Source organism: Fischerella sp. PCC 9605, assembly GCF_000517105.1.
Classification (GTDB): domain Bacteria; phylum Cyanobacteriota; class Cyanobacteriia; order Cyanobacteriales; family Nostocaceae; genus PCC9605.
Genome location: NZ_KI912149.1, coordinates 1,454,776 through 1,479,033, shown reverse-complemented (window position 1 = coordinate 1,479,033; position 24,258 = coordinate 1,454,776). Strand labels below are relative to the sequence as shown.

The 24,258-nt window shown below is 41.8% G+C and carries 16 protein-coding genes and 2 pseudogenes; 12 read left to right on the top strand and 6 right to left on the bottom strand.

The window, feature by feature from the left end:
* Positions 1-352 precede the first annotated feature (352 nt).
* The 4 genes and pseudogenes from cofG to FIS9605_RS37720 all read left to right on the top strand — a co-directional run bounded on the left by cofG (position 353) and on the right by FIS9605_RS37720 (position 3,636).
* Positions 353-1,348 carry a 7,8-didemethyl-8-hydroxy-5-deazariboflavin synthase subunit CofG gene (cofG, locus tag FIS9605_RS0121400; RefSeq protein WP_026734419.1) on the top strand — a complete coding sequence of 332 codons (996 nt, stop codon included), beginning with the start codon at positions 353-355 and terminating at the stop codon, positions 1,346-1,348.
* A 366-nt stretch (positions 1,349-1,714) separates the two neighbouring features.
* Positions 1,715-1,921: pseudogene (locus FIS9605_RS0121395) on the top strand (ATP-binding protein); the annotation flags it as partial.
* Positions 1,918-2,322, top strand: coding sequence for a hypothetical protein (locus FIS9605_RS45395; protein ID WP_063748469.1), 405 nt, complete (start codon positions 1,918-1,920; stop codon positions 2,320-2,322). The pseudogene FIS9605_RS0121395 and the gene FIS9605_RS45395, both read left to right, overlap by 4 nt.
* 162 nt (positions 2,323-2,484) lie before the next feature.
* Complete coding sequence (locus FIS9605_RS37720; protein WP_063748468.1) at positions 2,485-3,636, top strand: tetratricopeptide repeat protein; 1,152 nt, start codon at positions 2,485-2,487, stop codon at positions 3,634-3,636.
* Between the two features lie 16 nt (positions 3,637-3,652).
* Here FIS9605_RS37720 and FIS9605_RS0121385 read toward each other — a convergent pair whose 3' ends face one another.
* Positions 3,653-4,297 carry a Uma2 family endonuclease gene (locus FIS9605_RS0121385; protein WP_026734417.1) on the bottom strand — a complete coding sequence of 215 codons (645 nt, stop codon included), beginning with the start codon at positions 4,295-4,297 and terminating at the stop codon, positions 3,653-3,655.
* A gap of 161 nt (positions 4,298-4,458) precedes the next feature.
* Here FIS9605_RS0121385 and FIS9605_RS0121380 point away from each other — a divergent pair, with 161 nt between their 5' ends.
* The 3 genes and pseudogenes from FIS9605_RS0121380 (at position 4,459) to FIS9605_RS0121365 (ending at position 9,342) form a co-directional block, all read left to right on the top strand.
* Positions 4,459-5,409: an ABC transporter ATP-binding protein gene (locus FIS9605_RS0121380; protein ID WP_026734416.1), complete on the top strand. Its 951-nt coding sequence runs from the start codon at positions 4,459-4,461 to the stop codon at positions 5,407-5,409.
* 143 nt (positions 5,410-5,552) lie between these two features.
* Positions 5,553-7,466 (top strand): annotated as a pseudogene (locus FIS9605_RS37715) (ABC transporter permease subunit).
* A gap of 166 nt (positions 7,467-7,632) precedes the next feature.
* Positions 7,633-9,342, top strand: a complete 1,710-nt coding sequence (locus tag FIS9605_RS0121365; RefSeq protein WP_026734415.1) for an ABC transporter permease — start codon at positions 7,633-7,635, stop codon at positions 9,340-9,342.
* 474 nt (positions 9,343-9,816) lie between these two features.
* Here FIS9605_RS0121365 and FIS9605_RS0121360 read toward each other — a convergent pair whose 3' ends face one another.
* Positions 9,817-10,698 (bottom strand): succinate--CoA ligase subunit alpha, encoded by an 882-nt coding sequence (locus FIS9605_RS0121360; RefSeq protein WP_026734414.1) that lies wholly within the window; start codon positions 10,696-10,698, stop codon positions 9,817-9,819.
* Positions 10,699-10,925: 227 nt separating this feature from the next.
* Entirely contained in the window at positions 10,926-12,158 is a 1,233-nt protein-coding gene (locus tag FIS9605_RS0121355) for a succinate--CoA ligase subunit beta (RefSeq protein ID WP_026734413.1), read from the bottom strand.
* An 856-nt stretch (positions 12,159-13,014) separates the two neighbouring features.
* Between FIS9605_RS0121355 and FIS9605_RS0121350 the strand changes: the two genes are divergently transcribed.
* On the top strand, positions 13,015-14,778 hold the full coding sequence (locus tag FIS9605_RS0121350) for a hypothetical protein (RefSeq protein ID WP_026734412.1): 1,764 nt from the start codon (positions 13,015-13,017) through the stop codon (positions 14,776-14,778).
* A gap of 7 nt (positions 14,779-14,785) precedes the next feature.
* On the opposite strand, the gene FIS9605_RS0121345 is transcribed toward FIS9605_RS0121350, so the two are convergent.
* Positions 14,786-15,562: an ABC transporter permease gene (locus FIS9605_RS0121345; RefSeq protein WP_026734411.1), complete on the bottom strand. Its 777-nt coding sequence runs from the start codon at positions 15,560-15,562 to the stop codon at positions 14,786-14,788.
* Positions 15,563-16,225: 663 nt separating this feature from the next.
* Here FIS9605_RS0121345 and FIS9605_RS0121340 point away from each other — a divergent pair.
* Entirely contained in the window at positions 16,226-17,350 is a 1,125-nt protein-coding gene (locus FIS9605_RS0121340) for a DegT/DnrJ/EryC1/StrS family aminotransferase (protein WP_026734410.1), read from the top strand.
* An 85-nt stretch (positions 17,351-17,435) separates the two neighbouring features.
* On the opposite strand, the gene FIS9605_RS0121335 is transcribed toward FIS9605_RS0121340, so the two are convergent.
* Together FIS9605_RS0121335 and FIS9605_RS0121330 are read right to left on the bottom strand one after the other, a co-directional pair.
* Positions 17,436-18,179: a DUF561 domain-containing protein gene (locus tag FIS9605_RS0121335; RefSeq protein ID WP_026734409.1), complete on the bottom strand. Its 744-nt coding sequence runs from the start codon at positions 18,177-18,179 to the stop codon at positions 17,436-17,438.
* Positions 18,180-18,331: 152 nt separating this feature from the next.
* Complete coding sequence (locus FIS9605_RS0121330) at positions 18,332-20,305, bottom strand: serine/threonine-protein kinase (RefSeq protein ID WP_026734408.1); 1,974 nt, start codon at positions 20,303-20,305, stop codon at positions 18,332-18,334.
* A 400-nt stretch (positions 20,306-20,705) separates the two neighbouring features.
* Between FIS9605_RS0121330 and FIS9605_RS0121325 the strand changes: the two genes are divergently transcribed.
* The 3 genes from FIS9605_RS0121325 to FIS9605_RS0121315 all read left to right on the top strand — a co-directional run bounded on the left by FIS9605_RS0121325 (position 20,706) and on the right by FIS9605_RS0121315 (position 24,258).
* Positions 20,706-21,017: a glutaredoxin family protein gene (locus FIS9605_RS0121325; protein ID WP_026734407.1), complete on the top strand. Its 312-nt coding sequence runs from the start codon at positions 20,706-20,708 to the stop codon at positions 21,015-21,017.
* Between the two features lie 174 nt (positions 21,018-21,191).
* Complete coding sequence (locus FIS9605_RS0121320) at positions 21,192-22,694, top strand: UDP-N-acetylmuramoyl-L-alanyl-D-glutamate--2,6-diaminopimelate ligase (protein WP_026734406.1); 1,503 nt, start codon at positions 21,192-21,194, stop codon at positions 22,692-22,694.
* A gap of 157 nt (positions 22,695-22,851) precedes the next feature.
* Complete coding sequence (locus tag FIS9605_RS0121315) at positions 22,852-24,258, top strand: DICT sensory domain-containing protein (protein ID WP_026734405.1); 1,407 nt, start codon at positions 22,852-22,854, stop codon at positions 24,256-24,258.

Here is a 24,258-nt window from a genome sequence, read left to right as displayed (position 1 = left end):
GATGTTTAGGTAGTTTTTCTACCCTTGTTACACATCTTAAAGTGTATATTGCAGTTTGTAAAGTATTTTCATAAAAATCTACTTCTGGTATGATTTGCGTCACTGCTCAAAGCTAGATAAGCAAAGGATTTGTTAAGAATCCCGATCTTTTAGTACCTTTGTGAAAGCGTAGACACAGTTTGCTCAAGATCCAGAGCCAAGTATTTATCCAACGCCATGTACATCCAATAAAGAGACAATTGTCGGTCTTGGCTGAATTTGCGAAAACCTACTGCTGATGCTAAAAAATTACGAACTGAGCGATCGCGAGGCAGAAGTTTGGATACTACGTCGAGTCAACCTTTCTTAATCAATGTCAATTTCTCATTCCCACATAGTTACCTACAGTCCTGCTTACACAATCGTTCCCACTTATGAGTGCTTCAATCGCTGTAGTTACTGCAACTTTCGCGCAGATCCAGGTAAAAGTCCTTGGATGAGTTTAGAAGCCACAGAAAGCATTTTGAAACAACTTCAACACCAAAATATCTGTGAAATTCTCATACTCAGCGGTGAAGTGCATCCCCAATCATCGCGGCGTTCAGATTGGTTTCAACGGATTTATGACTTGTGCAAATTGGCATTTTCAATGGGGTTTTTGCCGCACACAAATGCTGGGCCGCTAAGTTTTGAGGAAATGCAAAAACTCAAGAATGTGAATGTTTCAATGGGGTTGATGTTGGAACAATTAACCCCGGAATTGCTAAAAACTGTGCATAAACATGCACCTAGTAAATTACCAGAAGTAAGGTTGCAACAATTAGAGTGGGCAGGAGAATTGCAGATTCCGTTTACAACAGGTTTGTTATTGGGAATTGGGGAAAACGAGAATGATTGGTGGGAGACATTAGCAGCGATCGCCCACCTTCATGAACGTCATCATCACATTCAAGAAGTCATTCTGCAACCCCACAGTCCTGGAAGTCAGCAAACTTTTAATGCATCACCCTTTGACCCCAATAAACTACCAGAATTAATTTTCAAAGCACGTCAAATTTTACCGTCAGACATCACCATCCAAATTCCGCCGAATTTAGTCAAAGATAAGCAATGGTTACTCGCATGTTTAGAAGCAGGTGCAAGAGATTTAGGTGGAATCGGGCCAAAAGATGAAGTGAATCCTGATTATCCTCATCTTCAAGAGCAGGAATTGAGAGAAATTTTACAACCTGGTGGATGGGAATTAGTGCCGAGGTTGCCAGTTTATCCGCAGTTTGATGGTTGGTTGTCGGGAGAGTTACAGACAGTTGTGAAGCAATGGCGAAAACCTCACCCCCAGCCCCTCTCCTTACTAAGGAGAGGGGAGTAGGGATTGTTTGTTTGCTTGATAGTTTTTTGGTTGATGAGTTGTGGAGACTGGTGGACGAGTATTTGAGCTTGATTAATGAGTAGTTGAACTCCGTCAGCGAGTATTTGAGCTTGATTAATGAGTATCAGAACCTCGTCAACGAGTGTTTGAACTCCGTCAATGAATATTGGAAACTCTGGAAACTCTTCAGTTATCACCAACCTTTATTTGGGAAGGACATAAATAAGGCTTTACTTATCTCGAAATTACGTCTGGTGTGAATTATGAAAATCAACGATATATCAAGGATTTTGTGTGCTGTAGAGACGCGAAATTTCGCGTCTCTACAACGAGAAATACAGGGTTTCAGCTTATACTGTTTTTGCTAACGAATGGCAAGCATTGGCAAGAGTTTATAATTCTAAACAGATAGAAAACGACCAATTGTACAGAGGCTTGTTATTTAATCGCTGTATTTTGGAATATCGTTATTTGAATCCGGAAGGAGAAAGTCAAGTTTGGTACGATATTCATCCCCTCATTAAAGGAATTAAAGAATTTCAGGATGCCTTCAACCACCTTTACCCCTCATGAATCTAGAACTAAGTGATTGGGATCGGGATTTACCATCGGAAACAGATGAGGAATATCAAGCTTTTATCCGCACTCTTAGGCTGATAGAAGGCTTTGGCTTGCTATTTGTCCGCTGTTCCCCGGCTGGGGGTGAAAAATTGATTGCCAAAGTTAAGGAAGACGTTCCCCACAAAAATATTGCTGTTTTGCGATTAGAGGAACCTGTTCATAATTTATACGAGCTAATTAATAACTTAGAAAGTAAAGAGCAAATCAATATTTTATTTATCACAGGACTAGAGCATTCATTTTATAAATACGAAGAGTGTAAAAGACTAGCAGATTGGAATAGTAAAGATATTTATTCCTATAGTTGGAAGGGTGTACCACCAGTTTTAATTAACCTTAACCAACAGCGGTAAAGATTTAGAGATAACTTTAATATTTGCTTTGTTTTCCTGCTACCTCAATTTGCAATTAAGTATTTTATCCAACGCGCACCAGACTTTTTTGACTGGCGTTCTGGGATATTTGAATTTCCTGTAGATCGAGAAACTTTAGAGCAAGAGTCATCGCGTATCCTTTTGGAAGTAGACTACGAAAAATATCTCAGCCTCACTCCAGAAGAAAGAACTAGAAAAATACTGGAAATTCAAGAACTAATTGCCGAAGACAATCAAATACCTAGTAGTAATGCCTGTTTACTACGGGAACTGGGAAATTTGCATTTGGCAGCACAAAATTATGAAGAAGCGATCGCATTTTATGACCAAGCTTTGAAAATTAAACCAGATGATCTTGGGACTTGGAACAACCGTGGCATTGCCCTAGGGATTTTAGGACGCTACGAAGAAGCAATCGCATCCTATGACAAAGTTATAGAAATTCAACCAGACTTCCACTTCATTTGGATTAACCGTGGCATTGCTCTGGGAAATTTAGGACGCTACGAAGAAGCGATCGCATCTTATGACCAAGCTTTAAAAGTTCAACCGGATTTCTACTTTGCTTGGAGTAACCGGGGGGTTGCACTTTTGAATTTAGGACATAATGAAGAAGCAATAGCATCTTTTGATCAAGCTTTGAAAATTAAACCAGATGACCATCAAACTTGGTACAACCGAGGCATTGCACTTTTGAATTTAGGACATAATGAAGAAGCAATAGCATCCTATGACCAAGCTTTGAAATTTGAACCGGATTTCTACTTTGCTTGGATCAACCGGGGGGTTGCACTTTTGAATTTAGAACGTTACGAAAAAGCAATAGCATCTTTTGATCAAGCTTTGAAAATTAAACCAAATAACCATCAAGCGTGGTATAACCGAGGCATTGCACTGGATGAATTAGGACGTGAGCAAGAAGCAGTAGCATCCTATGACCAAGCTTTGAAAATTAAACCAGATGACCATCAAACTTGGTACAACCGAGGCATTGCACTGGATGAATTAGGACGTGAGCAAGAAGCAGTAGCATCCTACGACCAAGTACTCAAAATTAAACCAGATTACTACCAAGCTTGGCTCTACCGTGGATCTGCATTAATAAAATTAGGTCGCTGGAGAGAAGGAAATGCCAGCATACAGAAAGCGTATGAAATTAACCCTGAGTTTGTTATGGCTCAGTTCAAAGCCCAGATGAAGCAAATTTTCGGCAGTGTGCTGCAAAAATTGGGATGGGAAAAACTGACTCAGGTATTTACTAACTTGTTAAAGCTAATTAATCCTAAGGTCTGAAATTAAAAACTTGGCATTAGTTTCTATTAGTTGCCAACTGTTCTCTCACCCAATTACGAAAATTTCGCGTCATCCCCATCACCCCAATTCTTTGGCTTTCCTCCAAAAATCGCGTAATTTCATTTAAAGGCAACTGTGCAAAAGTTGGTGAATCACTACACTCCACATATTGCCCTTGTTGCAGTTGATAAATTCTCAGCACACCTTCGTCATAGCGCCAAAGTTCCGGAACACCTAAAGAAGCATATATTTGGAATTTATCCAGCGATGAACTAGTCAAGTCTATTTCTACTACTAAATCCGGTGGGGGATCGCTGTTCAAGTCAATTTCTGATTTATTCCTCACACGTGCTTCATTCTGGATATAGTAGCTACTGTCTGGTTCAGCAACACGTCGCAAATCTTCCCGTTTGAAAGTAGTAGAACCCGCAGGCAGAATTTCTAAATTCAACTCTTCCCCAAGCACAAAAATCAGACGTTCTATTAATCTGTTCCAATACTCATGGGGTAAGAGTGGGGTGATTATTTCTAGCGTGCCTCTATCGTAAGTCAGCCGAGAGGCTCTATCCTCTCCCATATCAGCTAGCATGGTTTCAAAAGTCTGCCAGCTGATGTTTCTCAATACAACCCTTTGTGCTGAGAGAGTGCGTGTAGTTACCATTGCTCGATAAAGTGCAGGGTTCGATCATAAAGATAGCGTCTAATCATGAGAAGACGAGAAATCAAGTTTTTTTAAATACAGTTTCAATTTCCGAAACAAACCTGACAAATGCTGTAAGAAGAGGCTAGCTTATTGATAATCACAAGCGGCACTCAGCAGATATGGTAAAAGAATTAGCAATTCGCACCTCTGGACTGACTAAGCAATTTGACAGACACGTTGCCGTTAATAATGTTGATATAGAGATTTATGCAGGTGAAGTTTACGGATTAATAGGCCCTAATGGTGCGGGAAAGACAACTCTCATCCGGATGTTGGCAGCAGCAGAAGAACCAACTACGGGTGAGATTTATATTAATGGCGATCGCTTGTTGCGCGATCACAGTAACCCCACTCTCAAGCGCCGCCTTGGTTACTTACCTGATGACTATCCGCTGTATGAGGAACTCACTGTCTGGGACTACCTAGATTATTTTGCTCGTTTGTATCGTTTGCGAGAACCGCGCCGTACCCAACGTTTGCATGAAGTTTTAGAACTGATCCAGCTAGTCAATAAACGCAACAGTTTGATTTCGACGCTATCGCGAGGGATGAAGCAGCGCCTCAGTTTGGCGCGAACAATTATCCACGAACCGATCGTACTGCTGTTGGATGAACCTGTTTCGGGACTTGACCCCATTGCTAGGATGCAGTTTCGGGAAATTATCAAAGTGTTGCAAGAAGCGGGAATGACAATATTAATTTCTTCCCACGTTCTTAGCGACTTAGCAGAACTGTGTACCTCAGTGGGAATTATGGAACTCGGTTACTTGGTAGAAAGTGCATCGCTACAACAACTCTACCAGCGTCTTGCCCGCCAGCAAATTATCATCTCTACTTTGGGAAAGCTAGAAGAAGTGTTGGGGGAACTGAAAAATAATCCTTTCGTACAAGAGTGGGAGGTGATGAGTGCCAAAAACAGCGTGCGGGTGAATTTTTCTGGGAAACAGAAAGACTGTGCTGACTTGTTGCGATCGCTGATTCAAGCTGACATTCCCATTACCGAATTTCACTGTACCCAAGAGGACTTGGAAACTATTTTCCTCAAGCTGGGTCACAGACAAGCATCATAAGTCAAGAGTCAAGAGTCAAAAGTCAAGAGTCAAGAGTCAAGAGTCAAGAGTCAAGAGTCATTTTCCCTCCTCTCCCACTCTCCCACTCCTCCCTATCACCCCACCTCCCCATCGCCCCAATTTTATTTTGGAGAATTTTATCCATGATGCTCAATTTTCTTGACAGAATCGGCGACTGGAATCCGCAATTGCTGCGGGAAATTAAAGGTCGCCTGAAAGTTTTTCCTGTGGCGATCGCCTGTGTTACATCTTTAATTGGTCAGCTAATACTGTTCCTCTATCAATTACGAGAAATACCCGGCGAAAAATACCCTATGTCTGGTAATTATTGCCGTGTAGGAGAAGCTTATAAACAACAACTAAATGATATTTACCCGCAGATTAATCAACTGCAACAACAATTATCTTTTTTTAGCAAAGCAAAAAATTACAACGCACAAAAAATTCAATTACTCACACAACAAGTAGACCAGTTAAAGACAGAAGAACGTCGTATAAATAATATTTTATACAATCAATTCTGTTCTTTAGATCAAATAGATATGCAACTGTGGTGGTGAGACCACTGGGAATATATATTCCTATCACTCACAGTAATTTTTATCTTCACGCTCTTAGTTGCAGGCACTTATTTACTGATCAATAACTTAGCTCAAGAAGAACATCGGGGAACATTAAACTTTCTCCGTCTTAGTCCCCAATCAGAAACAAGTATTTTGACTGGCAAAATGCTAGGAGTTCCGATTCTAATCTATCTGGCGATCGCAGTTGCAATTCCCTTGCATTTGGTAGCAGGGCGTTCTGCCAAAATAGCCTTTAGTCACATTTTGAGCTTTTATGCTGTTTTGGCTGCTAGCTGCATATTCTTCTACAGTGCTGCACTTTTATTTGGATTTTTTAGCCGTTTCTTCAGCGGTTTTCAACCTTGGTTAGGCAGCGGTGCAGTTCTAATTTTCTTGATAATTACAATGCAAATGGCATCAAGTAGCCCGTATTTAGACAATGCAGCTGCTTGGTTAAGGTTGTTAAGTCCTTTTGACATGACGGCTTATTTATTTCCAAATTTATTCCGTAGATACAATTGGGAATTGCTAGAACAAATACAGTTTTTCTATCTCCCTATTGGGAAAAGCCTTGTCGGTCTGCTAGGTTTGAATTTATTGAATTATGGCTTGTGGACTTATTGGATTTGGCATGGATTACAGCGTCGCTTCCGTAATCCAAATGCGCCAATGCTGAGTAAGGGTCAGAGTTATTTTTTGGTTGCTTATTTGCAAATCATTCTGTGGGGATTCACTCTGCAATATGTCAAAAATTATTATCCTACCTACCATCCCAATAGTAGCCCTCCTCCTGCCTTTTACGATTTGAATTACCAGATATCCCAAAACTTTCCTTTGATAGCATTTTTTAACGTACTGTTGCTGTTCGGCTTAATAGCAGTTCTCTCGCCTCATCGCCAAGCAATACAAGATTGGGCAAGGTATCGGCATCAAAATATTTCTAATAGCAAAAAAAACTGGCATAATTCACTATTGCAAAATTTGATATGGGATGAAAAAAGCCCTGCGCTAATCACAATGGTGATTAATCTTGTGATTGTTACTACCCCATTAGCAATTTGGATTTTACTTGCACCTACTTTAAATACTCACCGTACTTATAACTCCAATTGGCTAATTGAAGTTGGTAGTTTCAAAGCAATTTTAGGTGTGGCGTTGTTTATTACCTTAATGATGATTTACGCCACCTTGGCACAAAGAATGCTACTGATGAAAACTGTTAAACGTTCTTTTTGGGCAACTGGTACTGTCGCCGCAGCAATATTTTTACCACCGATGCTTCTAGGAATGCTGGGAGTTCAAGCTTCTGAAACTCCTATCTTATGGCTGTTTTCAAGTTTTCCTTGGACAGGTCTAGAATACGCCACAACGACAACAGTTTTTATGGCACTTTTGGGTGAATTGAGTGTCTTGGTATTATTAAACTTGCAGCTGATACGTCAGGTCAAATTAGCAGGAGAATCTGCCACGAAAGCATTGTTAGCAGGAACTTAGACTGATAAATATGTAGGGTGCGTTAACGCAGTGTAACGCACCGCATAAAATTAGCAATCAACAATCTGATGCGACTTGGTGTCTTAGTGCCTTGGTGGTTAAATAAAATTTATTTTTTCACCACAAAGACACCAAGACACTAAGAAAATTTGTGGAGAGTTTTGCTATGATACTAAATTTTTTAGATCGATTAGGAGATTGGAATCCTCAGCTGTTGCGAGAACTTAGAGGACGTTTGCAAATACGCAACATATTACTAGCAATTACCGTCTCTCTGTTGGGTCAATTTTTACTGTTTATATCTTTTCAAGCTCAGTTGCCAACTTATGTTAATACAAATGATGTAATTACAAATCATCCTAATAAATATTGCACAGGAAATCTGTTGTATGGATTACCGCAATGCGTACAAGATGAATTTGGTAATGCAATCATCAATTCGCAGCTGTGGTGGCTAGATTTATTTACATGGCTTAGTATAATCAGTTGCTTTACCTTTTTGGTGATAGGAACTTATCTAATCATCAGCGATTTAGCTACTGAAGAAAGTCGTGATACGCTGAATTTTATTCGTCTTAGTCCCCAGCCGCCCCAAAGTATTTTAATGGGAAAAATGTTAGGGGTTCCAATTCTGCCATATCTTGCAGTAGCTGTAGCAATTCCTTTGCATGTATTTTCTGGACTGAGAGCAAATATTCCATTCGGAATGATTTTAAGCTTTGACGCTGTTGTGTTAACTGCTTGTCTTTTCTACTACAGCGCTGCACTGCTATTTGGCTTAGTTGGTACTTGGTTGGGTGGTTTTCAAGCTTGGTTGGGTAGTGGAATTGTTCTTAGTTTTCTACTATTCACAATGAACGCACTAGCCGATGTTCAAACGAATTTTTCTTTAATTTTACTGAGATTTTTTAACCCATTTTACTTCATTCCTAATCTGTCGGATAGTTCTGCATATAGAACCATTAGTTTATGGGCTGATTTTCATTGGTTTGCTCTGCCATTGGGTGCTAGCTGGATTACAATAATTGGTTTGGGGCTTGTAAATTACGCTGCTTTGACACGTTTTATTTGGCTATCTTTGCAACGTTGTTTTCGCAACCCTAATGCCACTATGCTGAGCAAACAACAGAGTTATTTACTTACGTCTTACTTTTCTGTTTTGGCTTTAGGATGTGCGAATTGGCAATCAATAGTTTGGGGTAAATTTCCTGACTCTACGACAATGATGAAAGACAATATAGCTTGCTTGTTGTTTTTACATTTGTGGTTGTTTTTGTATTTGATTGCTGCTATTAGTCCTCACCGCCAAACACTACAAGATTGGGCGCGTTATCGCCACATTTCTAGTCATAAGAGTTTGTGGAATCGTTATACAATCAAAGATTTAATTTGGGGAGAAAAAAGTCCAGGGTTAGTTGCGATCGCACTAAATGCAATCATTGCCATTTCGTCTTTAGGTTTATTGATTCTCCTTGCTGATGGCAATGTTCAGGACAAAATTAATGCTGTTTACGCTCTGGCTTTAGCTGGTAGTTTAGCTATGCTTTATGCAGCATTAACCCAACTCTTATTATTCATGAAAACTAAGCATCGAGTGTTTTGGGCTGCGGGTAGCCTAGGTGCTGCAATTACTTTGCCAATTTTCATTTTACTTATATTGTTCAACTATCCTGGCAACAACACTTTTGTATGGCTATTTTCAATAGCTGCACCGCTTATTGCTTTGTATACACCTACTGGAGAACCACTATCTCCCATAACAGTCTTGTTTGTGATTCTCGTTCAGGTAAGCATATTAGCGTTACTAGTCTTGCAGTTACGGCGAAAATTGCAAAAATCAGGAGAGTCTGCAACAAAAGCGCTATTTAGTCAATAGTCATTTGTCATTTGTCATTGGTCATTGGTCATTTGTTAAGAGAAACTATTTTTATCCACAGTGGCCGCGAATTCTCCATAATTCATATCTTGCACCCTACTCTGCGAGAAGCCGCTGCGCGTCTACGGGTTCGCCAGTCGTACCCTGCCTTAAGCCCTCCGGGTACTCTGCGAGAAGCCGCGCTGCGCGCGTCTACATCGGGGACTCGGGGCCCCCACGACCGACAGGGAGTGGGGATTGGGGGAGAACCCCCTGTTCTGCGCGCTGGCTCACCAATTGCAACAGCCAAGAGGCAGAGCCTCCAAACCCTCGTTACCAGGTTCAACCTGGTAACGAGAACTAGAGCCTCTGGCTCTTATAGAGAATGGTGCAAGATAGTCAGATAACCGACTACTAACTAATTACCACTATCTACTAACCACTATCTACTAACTACTAACCACTAACCACTAACCACTAACTAATGACTAATGACTATTTAATTACCTTCCTGACTAATTCCGGAATCAGAGAAGGACGTTCGGCTACTGGGATTTTTACTTCAGAAAAAGCAGCTAATTTGCTTTTTGCTATGCCAAAGTCAGGGTGGCGTCCGATAACTGCCGCTAGGGTTCCTGTTTGACGCCAATGTTTCGCTGGTGGTGCATGGGTGCCTGCAATGTAGGCAACTACTGGTTTGTCGATCGCTTCACTAATGTATCGCGCTGCTGCTTCTTCTCTACCTCCACCTGGTTGTCCAACTAACACGATCGCTTCTGTAGTGTCGTCCTCATCAAAAATTTGCAACCATTGGATAAACGATGAACCAACGATCGCATCACTACCAATGCTGACACTAATGGACTGTCCTAAACCAGCTGTGGTTAATTCCTTAGCAACTTCATAGGTAAGGGTGGTACTGCGACTGAGGACTCCCACTTGACCAGGGGTATAAAATTCACTTGGTTGAGTACCTAAGAGAATCCGACCTGGTACGATGATACCTGGACTATTCGGCCCTACCACTAGTGTTTCTGTTGCCTCGGCTTTACGCAGTAATTGCACCATATCTAAAGGTGGCACACCTGGAGATATGACAATGATTTGGCGGATACCAGATGCGATCGCTTCCAATGCTGCATCTAAAACTTGGTAAGGGTGTACGCAGATAATCGTAGTGTCAATTAATCCATATCTATCTACCACCTCTTCTACCAGGTCGAACACTGGCAGACCATAAATTTTTTGTCCACCACATCCGGGATCTACTCCAGCTACCAAATTCGTACCATAGGCTTTCATTTGATCAACATGAGTTGCTGATATAAATTCGCTGAAGCCTTGGATTAAAACTTTACTGTCTGGCGTTAAGTTCATAAAAGCACGGTAATTTAGGAAACCCACTAGCTGAAGCTATTGGCAGAAATAACACATACACTGTGTCGTATCAGTTGAATTTGGATAAAGCGAACCCCTCTCAACATTCAGTCCTACAAAAAACTTTTACTTTGGCTGAAATCTACAGTTAGACAAGCTATGGGTTGCCTCTATTTGATTTATCTATTCTGCCTCAGATATCACCCCAAACTTGGGGTGAATATATATCAAAACTTTTTATGAGGGGTTGATTTGGCAAGATGGACTGCTTCTGCCACTGCTTCATCTAAATTTTCTACTACTACTATAGATGCATCGCTCGGAGTTTTCAGTGTTGCTAGATATTTTCTGGCTGCATCAAACTCAGAACCAGCAAGACGAACAACTAAGCGCGGTAAGTAGGTTTCACGACGGCTTTTGCTGCCATTAGAACGGGAAGCGTGTGTTTTAAGTTCGTTTTTATGTTGTTGGATAAAATTTGCAATGACTTCTGCCACTTCTCCACTCTGAGGAACGCTACCTAGAAAATTAATCAGCATCACTTGAATACTTTTATCCCCAGCTAGGATATTCAATGCTCGATCGAGGCGATCGCGAAAGGTACTTGGTAAAGTATCGGTGGGAAAAGCGTGGCGTAGATTCAGGCAAACACCAGGTTTGCCACCAGCATTGACTACTAAATCCAAAGTCGTCAACACCGAACCCGTACCATTACCCAAAATGCCGATTTTACCGTGCAGTTCTACCGCGTCCCAATTGGCTAAATTCTTGTTAAACTCAACGCTACTGTGACGATTGCTCATTTTTCTGGCCATCTCAGCGATATCTGGATGACGGGCGATCGCTCTTTCATTGACACTGACGTTACCATTAAGAGCCATGACTTGACCAGAAGAACTCACTGCCAGGGGATTGATTTCCACTAAATCTAGGTCTTTTTCTATAAATAAGCGGTATAGTTTCTCAACTACAGTGCTAATCGACTGCATTAACGCACCTTGCAAGCCCATTTTTAGAGCTAACCGTCGGGCGTAAAATGGGGAAAATTCCTGTTCTACTACGACATGTTGCATTTTTTGTCCAGCAGATTCCCAATCAATATCTGCTTCTTTACAACCCAAAAGTATCGGCCGGCAAACCGCAGTATCTAAAACTACAGCCAGATAAAATTCTTGTTCGGCATCATACTTAGCTTCTGCCAGCAGCACTTCTGGTAACTCGCCCAAAATTGGCAAATTAAAAATATTTTGTGCAGCGGCGATCGCATCTATAGTCGTTTCCACAAACCTGACTCCACCTGCTTTTGCTCTTTCACCTCCATGTACTTGGGATTTCAGTACAATCGGGTAGTTAATTTTTAATCTTTTTAAATCCGTGGGATGGTCAATTGTTTGAGAAGGCAATACGGGAATGCCTATTTTCCGAAACCATTCTTTTACTTGATACTCTAGCAATTCCATTTACACACCTAAACTCGAGCCACTTCAGTTCGATTGCGGCGGTGCTGTTTAAAATATGAAAGCTGCACCTGGTTCGCAGAATAAAACTTTAGTTCCCTATTAAAAATTATTTTTCTCTCATTAATTCTATCCAATTCAGTAAATCAGGTAAATTCACAGCTTCGTTCGTTTGTACCATTTCTACAATAGGTAATTAGTCACATCAGTAAATGTTCTTGTATCTGAGTAGAGCAGCCTTTTTGTCACCAAACGTTGATACATTCGTACGTCGGATATTTTCTCATATGAGAGAAAATTGTTAATTCGGTACTTGAAAGCTTAACCTCTTCAATTCAACTCAGGGAAAACACTAATTACAGAAAACACACTGACTGGGAATGAGATGAAATTATTTACTTGCGACTTTTACCAGCGATCGCTATTTTTATGATTACTCAACTAAGACCAATACATATGGGCATTTTGAAAATATAAAGGAAGGCAAAATCTATCTAAAATGATGGATATAGTCACTATATAGAAAAAAGCGCAATTTTTATTATTCCCATTTTTTATTCTAAATTTATACTGGCATTCATTTTTTTTAACTTAACAGTCACAAGTATAAAAAATAGGAATTGTGAAACTCTCCATCAGTTTTGTAGAACTAATTAAAGTGATGTTTAGCAAGACCTTCAGAACTTTATCAACTTGATTTTGACTTTTGGTTAAAGTTGAAAAATTGTGTTACAAAAAATGTCATTAAGATTGAAAGGCTGGGGTTAGTTAAACTGTGTATCTACATTCAGAAAACACAATTAATTCTTCTAACACGCTTAAAAATAAATCAAACTATATAAATCAGCAGGATAGCTCTATGCAAGTAGCAGTCATAGAAGAAGATTTACAGTTTATAGCGCAAATTTTGCAAGAACAGTTGCGTGCAGAAATTCCATCTGGTGAATTCTTCCAGGTGAAGTGTGCTGTCAAAAATGACCAGTTAATGATCCTAACTCAACACCCACAAGGTGTGGCAGCTGATACCGAAAATATTTTTACATTACTTGAGGATGCACTCCAGTCGTTACTAAACCACCACGGACAGCGAGTGGAAATTTTTCTCAGAATAGCAAGTGTGAAACTGCCTTACGCCAAACATTCGCTGATTTTAAAAGGTTCTGAAGTAGGGGGAGTAGGGGAAGAGGAGAAGACGGAGGAAAATTCTTCTCCATTTACTACTTCCTACTCTTATACAGACGAGCAGCCATTTGTTCCTAGTGATTCCCCCGAACAGACTGAAGAGGAACCGTTTGATCCAATGGCAGATGCGCCGGATTTGTCTTTTTATACAACATCAAAGTCAAGACGTTCAGTCAAAGGCATTGTGTTGGGTATAGCACTGGTAACAATCGCAATTTTAAGCGGAGGAGCCTACTTCCTAACTCGTCCTTGTGTGATGTTCGAGTGTAAAGAAATACAAACAGCCGAAGAGTTACAAAAGTCATTTCGACAACTGATCAACAGCGCCAAGTCAGAAACAAACTTGACAAATGTGCAACAGCAGTTGTGGCAAGCAGTTGCAGCACTGCAAACAATTCCTAATTGGTCGCCGCGTTACCAAGAAGCTGAGAAACTGACCAAAAATCTGTCTGAACGATCGGAAACTATTGACAAGGTGGTCAAGGCATTTAGTGCAGCATCGTTGGCAGCGCAAAAAAGTAAGACTTCAGCAAATAGCCTAGAGGAATTAAAGGCTAGGCAAAATCTATGGCGACAAGCGATCGCCCCATTAGAAACGATTGGTGCTAAAAATGAACTCTATGGATTAGTACAGCCACAATTGGCAACATATCGGGCTAGATTACATAGCGTTAATCAGCAGTTGCTGGTCGAAGACAAATGGCTAAAAAAATTAACAGCAGCAAAAGACGTAGCCAATGCTGCCACAAAGCGGGAGAACACCGCCAAAACTTTACCAGAGTTGCAAAAAGTTCAATCCACCTGGCAAGTAGCAGTGAATGCCTTGATTTCCATTCCCAAGAATAGTCCTGCATACCCAGAAGCCCAAACACTGCTGGTAGACTATAAACCAAAACTAGCAATTGCACGCGATCGCGCTACTAAACAAGTATTAGCAGCTCAAACTTACAAACAAGCTATTAACGTTGCAGAACAAGCCAAACGCTATGAAAAACAAAACCAATGGCAAGCGGCGGTAACATACTGGAATCAGGCTCTAAGCGCAGCAAAACAGGTTAGCACAGATAGTTTTTACTACACTCAAGCTCAAACCTTAATCGAACCTTATTCGACATCACTCAAGCAAGCAGAAGAAAAACTCCAAGCTGCCAACTTTTTACAGCAAACCCGCACCGATCTAGAAAAAACCTGTTCTGGTGCAATTCGAGTTTGTAATTTTACTTTAACTGCTCGGGAAATTATGGTTCGCATTACTCCAGAGTATGAAGAAGCACTAAATACCAGCTTGAATCAGGGCAAACAGAATGCTGTCGCAGATGTTACTAATCATTTGCAAAGCTTACAGCAAGCTTTAGAGGTAATTAGTGATAACGCCAACTTAGCTGTGATCGTCTTTGATGCCCAAGGTAATCAAATTCACGGTCATGTACCGGGAGGGTAGGCCCTCCTCATCTAATCAGCTGGGCAGCGGAGTTAAAAAACAAACGGCTCAATCCCCTGGTTAATAAAATGCTTGTTAGCAAGTTAGCGACAGCAGTCATGAACATGATTAAAATTTGATAGGATGTAGCATCGAGGGCATTTACGCTACCCAGCACTTGTCCAGCAATAAACCCTGGTATTGTCACTAAACCAATAATCATCATCTGATTGATGGTGGGAATTAAGCCAGCACGAATAGCGTCTTTGCGATACTGGGCGACTGCTTGCTGGGGAGTTGCACCTAAACTCAGGTGAATTTCTATTTCTTGCTGGCTGTTGTTGATGGTATTGACAAGACGTTCTCCGGCGATCGCAGCTGCATTCATAGCATTACCTAATATTATTCCAGCAAGGGGAATTACGTACTGCGGTTCATACCATCTATTTGGTTGAATAATTATAAAGTTTGTATAAATTATAACTAAAACTGTACTAACTAAAATTGAACCCCACACTAAGGGCAAAACTTGCGGTATTTTTTGAGTGATGCGATTTCGTGCGACAATCGCCGTTATCGTTAATAAGACTGCTAAAAACCCCAAAACTGCCCAAGCATTGTCAAAAGCAAAGATGAAATCTAAAACGTATCCTAATACCGCTAGTTGTAGGATGGTTCTCCCAGTCGCAAGGGCTAAGTTGAGTTCTAGTCCTATGCTTTCCCAAGCAGATAAACCAATGGCTATAGCCATCAATGCTGTAGCACTAGCCAAATCAATCAAATCCAGTTTAATGAGTTCCTGCATAGTTTAGTTGGTGGTTGGTAGTTGGTAGTTGTTTGTTGGTGGTGAGCCAGCGCGCAGAACAGGGGGTTCTCCCCCAATCCCCACTCCCTGTCGGTCGTGGGGGCCCCGAGTCCCCCATGTAGACGCGCGCAGCGCGGTGAGACCAGCCCCCCAGAAGGCGGTCTCCGTCACGTAGACGCGCAGCGGCTTCCCGTAAGGGTTGGGGGACTGGCGTAGACGCCCCTTGTGGGCGGCTTCAAGGTAGAGTACCCGAAGGGCTTCGGTGCAGGGTACGACTGGCGAACCCGAAGGGTTGGTTGTTCCTAACAACAAACATCAAACAACAAACAACAAACAACAATCAAAACATAACAACTACCGGGAACTTTAATTACATGTATTGGATCTTGTGTTGATATATATCACGTTTTACCCAAGCAGATGGGAGCCTTCAACAATTTCAAATTCCCAATCCAGAATTAAACTTAGGGTCTAATTACAGAGATGGCCAATATTTCAAGAGTTAAGCATCGTGTTTACGAATTTTGCTACACCACAATAAACTTAGTAAAAACTCTTGATAAAACTGTATTCAAGGCAACAACCTGATAGTATCAGTATGATTAAAAATTCCCTAAGCAAAAATTCTGCATTGGCATCTATCTTGACATAAGTTTAAAACTCATGATTCAAAGTGAAAACTCTATCCCTGCATTTGACATCAAGCAGCAATACGCCTTTATTGAAGCAGAAATCAGTGCTGCTGTTTTAGAAGTTCTAAATTCTGGTCGTTATATTGGCGGCCCAGTAGTTGAAGGCTTTGAGCAACAGTTTGCTGCCTATACTGGTGTGAGTCAATGCGTAGCCTGTAATTCCGGTACTGATGCCCTCTATTTGGCTCTTAGGGTTTTTGATATTGGTGCGGGTGACGAAGTGATTACAACACCCTTCACTTTTATTGCCACGTCTGAAGTTATCAGTGCTGTGGGTGCAAAGCCGATATTTGTTGATATCGATGCAAATACGTTTAATTTAAATTTGCGGCAAGTAGCAGCGGCCATAACACCCAGAACAAAGTCTATTATCCCTGTTCACTTGTTTGGACAACCTGTGGATATGACTGCATTAATGGACATAGCCAATGCTCACAATCTCATCGTCATTGAGGATTGCGCCCAGTCTACAGGTGCAATTTGGGGTGAAAAAAAGGTAGGAAGTATAGGACACATCGGCTGTTTTAGTTTCTACCCTACCAAAAATCTTGGCGGCTGTGGTGATGGCGGGGCGATAACGACCAACGAGCCAGAAATTGCCGCTAAGTTACGGATACTCAAGGAACACGGTCAAAAAAATCGCTACATCCACGAAGAGATAGGTATCAATAGCCGCTTGGATGCGATCCAAGCGGCTATTCTGCAAATAAAGCTACGTTATTTAGATATTTGGAATCAACAAAGACAGGCGATCGCATCTCGTTACCACCAGTTTCTCAGGCAAGTTCCCGGTATAACTCCACCCCAAGAATTAGCTGGAGGAAAAGGAGTTTGGAACCAATACACGATTCGTGTACTTAACCAGAAAAGAGACTGGCTGCGTAACCAACTGCAAGAGCAGGGAGTAAATACAATGGTTTACTATCCCCGCCCTCTACATTTGCAACCAGTTTACGAAAACTTGGGCTATCAACCAGGGCAATTGCCAGTGGCAGAACAAGCCTCTCAAGAGGTTGTATCTTTGCCCATGTTCCCAGAACTTTCTGAAGAACAGCAAGATCAGGTGATTTATAGGCTCAAGGATTGTTTGGGATAGGGGATAGGGGATCGGGAATCGGGGATAAGGAGGACAAGGAAGTAATTTTTCTCCCTTGTCTTTTCCACATCCCCTATCCCCTATCCTAGCCTCTAACCTCTACACTAGTTCTCAAAGCTTCCACCAAGCCACGTACAGCGGCTATCATTGCGACTTCACTGTTGAGTTGGTTGATGGCAGAACCTACACCAACACCAGCAGCACCAGCGGCGATCGCCAAGGGTGCGGTAACATTAGAAATTCCGGAAGCACACAACACTGGTACTGATACTGCACGGGAAATTTCGTAAGCTGCTGCCAAAGTGGGAGCGGCTTTTTCAATCAAGCCCAAAGTACCGGGGTGAGTGGGGTTGCTGCTAGTACCGCCTTCAGTTTGGATAATATCTGCACCGACTTTCACCAGTTCCTCAGCCAGCTGTACCTGTTGATCTAGCGTGAGAATATGGGGAACGGTGACAGAGAGGGTAATTTCAGGAAGAAGAGCACGAGTTTCTTTTGTCAGCGCTAAAACTTCCTCTGCCTCAAATCTGCGTCCTTGGGCATAGAAAGAATCAAAGTTCCCAATTTCAATTAAATCTGCACCAGCAGCCACAGCTTGCACAAATTTTTCTGGTTCTACCGCTGATACACATATTGGTAAATCAGTCAAGTTTTTAGCTAATTTCACCAAGGCTGGATCGGCAGCGATATCGACAAAAGTCGCACCACCGTAGTGTGCAGCTTTGACGGTGGCAGCAACACGGTTGGCGTCAAAGTTATTCAAACCGCTGATAACTTTGAGAGCACAGCGGTTAGCAAATGCACGTTGGAGAGTAGGATGCATCGTCATTATTCCTCTCACAAATTTACAAAGTAGGAATATTGTCACACTACTAGACGCTTGTTGCTAGGGGGTAGGGGGAGATAGGGGGATGGGGAGTGGGAGAGGGGGAGAGTGGGAGAATAACCACTAACTACTAACCACTAACTCTTGACCAATGACTAATGACTAATTAGCCAAATTTTGATAGTTTTATCTGCACCACCACTAACGAGCGTCTTGCCATCTGGACTAAAGGCGATCGCAAAAACCATGTCTGACTGCTCTTTGGTGTCTATTATCTCTCCCGTTACCAGATTCCAGATTTTAACAGTATCGTCATCGCTGCTAGTAGCAATAGTTTTCCCATCTTGACCAAAGACAACAGCATTTACGTCAGCTTTATGTCCTTCTAGAGTGCGTATTTCTTTGCCTGTATTTAGGTTCCATACTTTGACTGTTTTGTCATCGCTGACACTAACCAATAGTTGACCATTAGGACTGATGGCAATAGCATTCACATCAGCTTTATGTCCTTCCAGAGTGCGTATTTTTTGGCTTGTGTTCAGATTCCAAATGATAATTTTTCTGTCTGCACTAGCACTAATCAGCTTATGTGCATCTGCTGTAAAGGCAACGGACAAAACTGCGCTGGAATGCCCATTGAGAGTGCGGATTTCCTGTCCTGTAGTTAAGTTCCAGATTTTGATAGTTCCGTCATAACTACCACTAGCAATTGTCTGACCATCTGGACTAATGGCAACCGAATTAACCCAGTTTGAATGCCCCTTTAGGGTACGAATTTCCTTTCCTGTATTTAGATTCCAGATTTTTATATTATTATCATTACCTCCACTAACCAAAGTTTGAGCATCTGGACTAATGGCGATAGAATAAACGATGCCTTTATGCCCATGCAATGTACGGATTTTTCTTCTACTCTTCCAGTTCCAAAGTTTAATAGTCTTGTCATCACTACCACTGGCAAGAATATTTCCTGAAGGCTGGAAAGCAAGGGAATTAACATCACCAAAATGTCCAGTTAGAGTTGAAGTACCACTCAAACTTTTCCAAGTTTCATATCCTCCTAACCCCACAAGCAAAACGACAAACCCAACTAACAGTTGATATTTTAAATTTATTTTTGGCTGCTTAACAATGTTTGGGAAAAGTGATGCTTTCAGCCTGATGGTTGATGGTGGCAGCGTTTCAGATAGAATTTGTGATATTGGCTTTGGTTGTGCTTCCTGACGCAAGTCTTGTAAGACTTCATCTACCGATTGGTAGCGAGACTCAATATCTTTTTGCAACAGCTTGTCTAGTACTTGCTCCAATTTTGCAGATAAGGGAGACTTCAGGTGTTGTCGCCAGTCTTTCACCCAGCTATAGCCTTGTTCCATGTATAAGTGAGATGGAGGAATACCTGTTAATAAATAAAAGCAAGTTACGCCCAAGCTGAATAAGTCACTAGCTGGATATGCACAGCCATACTTCATTTGTTCCATTGGTGCATAGCCATAGGAACCAATGCTTGTACCTGTGTGTTCTACAGAAGTAGTTGTTAACTGCTTGGCAACACCGAAATCAATCAGTACTAAATTCCCCTTATTTCCTCCATCCTGGAGGTGTTGGGAAAAGCGACGAATAATATTTTCTGGCTTAATGTCGCGATGAATTACTTGATGCTGGTGGATAAAGTTTAGTACGGGTAATAGTTCACTTAACAGTTCCCAAATCTTTTGTTCGCTGAAAATTCCCTGCTGTATTAACTCCTGTCGTAAGGTTTGCCCCTGTATGAATTGCTGCACTAGATACAGGTAGTTATCGTGTCTAAAGTAAGCATACAAAGTCGGAATTTGCGGATGTTCTCCTAGCTGTTGCAGACGCCGCGCTTCTTCTTGGAACAGTTCGGTTGCTTTGTTTAGAGCACTTGTTCCTTTGACTTGTGGAGCAAGTTGCTTGACAACACAATGCTCTTTTAGCTTATCTTCATCCTCTGCCAAAAAAGTTCTGCCAAATCCCCCACCCCCCAGTGGTTGGATGATACGATAGCGGTTTCGCAGCAGGGCTATGAGTTTTGTGCCGCAACTTTGACAGAAGTCTATCCGATCGGGATTTAAGGGGTTCTCACAACTGGGATTAAGGCAGTAGATCATAGTTAGGTATCTATCAGCCGTTGTAATTTCATGATAAATACTTCTTGATCAATTCCTTTATTTTTCGGATCGCCAATTTGTTAAGTTTTGCTTTCAGATGGTACTGTTACCAAACGAAACAGGTTACTGCCACATTTTTCTAAGTCTTAAACAGTCAAGGATATAGAATCTCTCACTCTCAATACTTCTCGGATAAGCAGACTTGATTCTCCTTTATGGTTTGGGATGCATGTTAAAGGTGAAGGGGTAAAGGATGAATATCCGTCCCTTTCCCTTTTCCCTTTCCCCTTTAACCGAGAAGTATTGCTCTCACTCTGACTTGTTCTATTTTCTATGATGGAGAGCGATCGCCCGATCAAATTCCCCACTACTCCCTCAGATCGTGAATTGGTAAAAACAAATGCGATTAATTTTATACAGCAAGCCAGGATGTCATTTATGTGAAGGCTTGCAGGAAAAGTTAGAACAAATTGTAGATACGGGAAATTTCGCGTCTCTACAGCTAGAAATTCGGGATATTACCACCCGTGATGACTGGTTCGCCGCTTATCAGTATGAGGTTCCCGTCTTGTTTGTAGTCAACCCCAGAGTAGATGAGGGGCAAGATACGAACCCCACAAATGCTACAGAAGAGAGTATGCAACTTATACCCCGTCCTTCTCCCCGTGCAACGGTACAGCAGTTAGAAAAAATACTCCGGAAGTATCAATAGCTCTTTGTAGAAAAAGAAAAATAGTGCAGAATAAAGCCCAAGCTGGGAACCCGAGAAAGGGAAAAGGTTAAAGGGGAAAGGTTAAAGGGAAAAATCTTCCCTTGCCCTTTGCCCCTTACCCTTTACCCTAACCAACGGTATTTCCCTAGTCCCTTTTTTGACGAGGTTCACAACATGAAACTGCGGCAGTTAATAGCTACTGTAGAGGGGATTTTGCAATTACCTGAACATCCAGCATTGGATAGCGAGGTGAAAGGGTTGACGACCAATTCCCATGCTACTAGTCCGGGAGATTTGTTTATAGGTATGCCTGGGACGCGAGTGGATGGCGGGGACTTTTGGCAAAGCGCGATCGCATCTGGTGCTGTAGCGGCAATTGTATCTCCTAGTGCAGCACACAAGCACCCTCCTACACCAGAGGCTTGTGTCATCACTGCTACGGATATGACTAAAGCCTGTGCCCAAATAGCTGCTGCTTTCTACGACTATCCAGGGCAAAAACTCAAACTTGTGGGTGTGACTGGCACTAACGGTAAAACCACAACTACCCACTTGGTTGAATATTTTTTGAACAAAGCGAGTAAACCTACAGCTTTAATGGGAACTCTCTACACTCGTTGGCCGGGATTCACGCAAACTGCCGTCCATACAACGCCATTTGCAGTGGAACTGCAACACCAGTTAGCAGAAGCTGTGGCTGCGGGTAATGAGTATGGCGTCATGGAAGTTAGTTCCCATGCTTTGGCACAGGGACGGGTAATGGGTTGCCAGTTTGAGGTAGGGGTGTTTAGCAACCTCACCCAAGATCATCTCGACTTTCACCGCGATATGGAAGATTATTTTGCAGCAAAAGCGCTGTTGTTTAGTCCTGATTATCTCAAAGGACGAGCAATAATTAACGCCGATGACTCCTACGGTAAGCGATTGATTGCTTCTTTAGATGCAGATCGGGTTTGGAGTTATAGTGTTAGCGATGCTACTGCTGATTTGTGGATGAGCGATCTAATTTACGAGCCTAATGGCGTCAGCGGTATGTTGCATACACCAAAAGGTAATATAACTTTTCGCTCGCCGCTAGTCGGTCAATACAACTTGGAAAATTTACTGTCAGCGGTAGGAGCAGTTTTACACTTAGGTCTTGATTTAGAAATTGTGCCAAATGTTATACCTGACTTTCCGGGTGTTCCCGGACGGATGGAAAGGGTGCAGGTAAGTTCTGAACAAGATATCAGCGTGATTGTGGATTATGCCCACACGCCCGATAGTTTGGAGAATTTGCTCAAAGCCGCGCGTCCGTTTATTCCCGGTAAGATGATTTGCGTGTTTGGTTGTGGGGGAGACAGGGATCGAACAAAGCGTCCAAAAATGGGTAAAATCGCTGCTGAATTAGCTGATGTAGCAGTAGTTACATCCGATAATCCCCGCACTGAAGACCCGGAACAAATTTTGCAGGATATACTAACAGGAATACCACAGACAGTTCAACCAACAGTAATATGCGATCGCGCTACCGCCATTCGTACCGCGATATTACAAGCACAACCCGGAGATGGGGTTTTGCTAGCTGGTAAAGGTCACGAAGACTACCAAATTCTCGGAACCGAAAAAATTCACTTTGATGATAGAGAACATGCACGCGACGCTTTAGCAGAGAGGATGAAGAAGGTTGATGGTTAATGGTTAGTAGTTAGTAGTTAGTGGTCAAAAAGTAAAAACTAACCACTAACTACTAATTATTTCCAATTTATTTTGTAAAAAATGAACACTTAAGGGTGAAAATCTAAGGCAGTATTATTTATCTTTGATATTTCTTGGTTTTTTATTTGCTTTACTCATGAATGCTTCTCCGGGCCCGGATCTGTCAATTTATCAGTTGGCTTTGGAAGTGCAAATGCCTTCTCAAGTCTTATCCTTAACACCTGCTACTCTGCTTTCACTGCTAAAGTCGCAAATTGATTTACTCATTGAACAGCAGATTGCTGCTACTTTATGGGTAAAGCTACCACCAGGAAAAATTTGGCATTCAGAAATTCAGCGTTATCGTCAGCAATTTGGTGAACATGGAGTTATCTATACTTGCCAAGTTGCAGAGAAAGGGAGAGATGTAGAGACGCGCTATGGCGCGTCTGGGGGAGTGGAGGGAGAAAATACTTCCTCATCTCAAAAATGCTTGGAATTGTTGTCAAATAGTCAGATTCGCCGGGAATATTTTTTCATAGTGTTGTCACCACGGTTTTGCAGTTTAATCGTGGTTTATCGGCAACTCAAAAGCCCTAAAACTTTGCTGACTATAACCACGGTTGACGGAAAAGTCATTCAGCAAGTTTTAGATGGTATGAAAAAGATAACAATAACAGAATTATCTGCGATCGCCGCACCTGCTGATTTGATTTGTCCCTCAGTAGAGATGTTGCATGCAACGTCTCTACTAAGTCAGTTATTGGCAAAACAACTTCAAAGACAGGATGAGATTAATCGTCAAATTATCACTAAGCGGATCGCCAAGGTAGAACAGCAAAAACAAATACTACACAACAGTTTGCAACTCAAAGATGAGTTCTTGAGCAATGTCTGTCAGGAACTGCGTACACCCCTAACGCACATGAAGACAGCTTTGAGTCTGTTGAATTCCCCTAGTTTAAAAAACCCTCAGCGACAACGTTATTTACAGATGCTGAAACGAGAGTGCGATCGCCAAAATTCTCTCATTCACGGCGTGTTGGAATTAGTACAAATTGAGCACAATTTAGAGGAAACGAACTTAGAGTCAGTACGCTTAGCAGATATCGTGCCTGGAGTAGTCAGTACCTACCAGCCCTTAGCACAAGAAAAAGGCATCATGTTAGCTTACACTGTACCTACTGAACTCCCTGCGGTTTGGTGTGTAATTGGAGGACTAAGACAGCTTGTTATCCATCTACTTTCTAATAGTATTAAATATACCCCCAACGGTGGTCAAGTATGGGTGCGGGGACGTCTTCAAGGCGATTATGTCTTACTAGAATTGCGTGATACTGGTATTGGTATTGCTGAAAGCGAAATTCCCAAAATTTTCGATCGCTTTTATCGTGTACGTCCACTACCAACAGAAGATCCAGGTGGTGCAGGTTTGGGTTTAACAATTGTACAGCAACTCTTACGAAACTGCGGTGGCTCTATTTCTGTAAAAAGCAAGCTGTCAGAAGGTTCCACCTTTACAGTGCAGTTAGCAATTGCCAGCGACAAACCCCATGAAAATTAA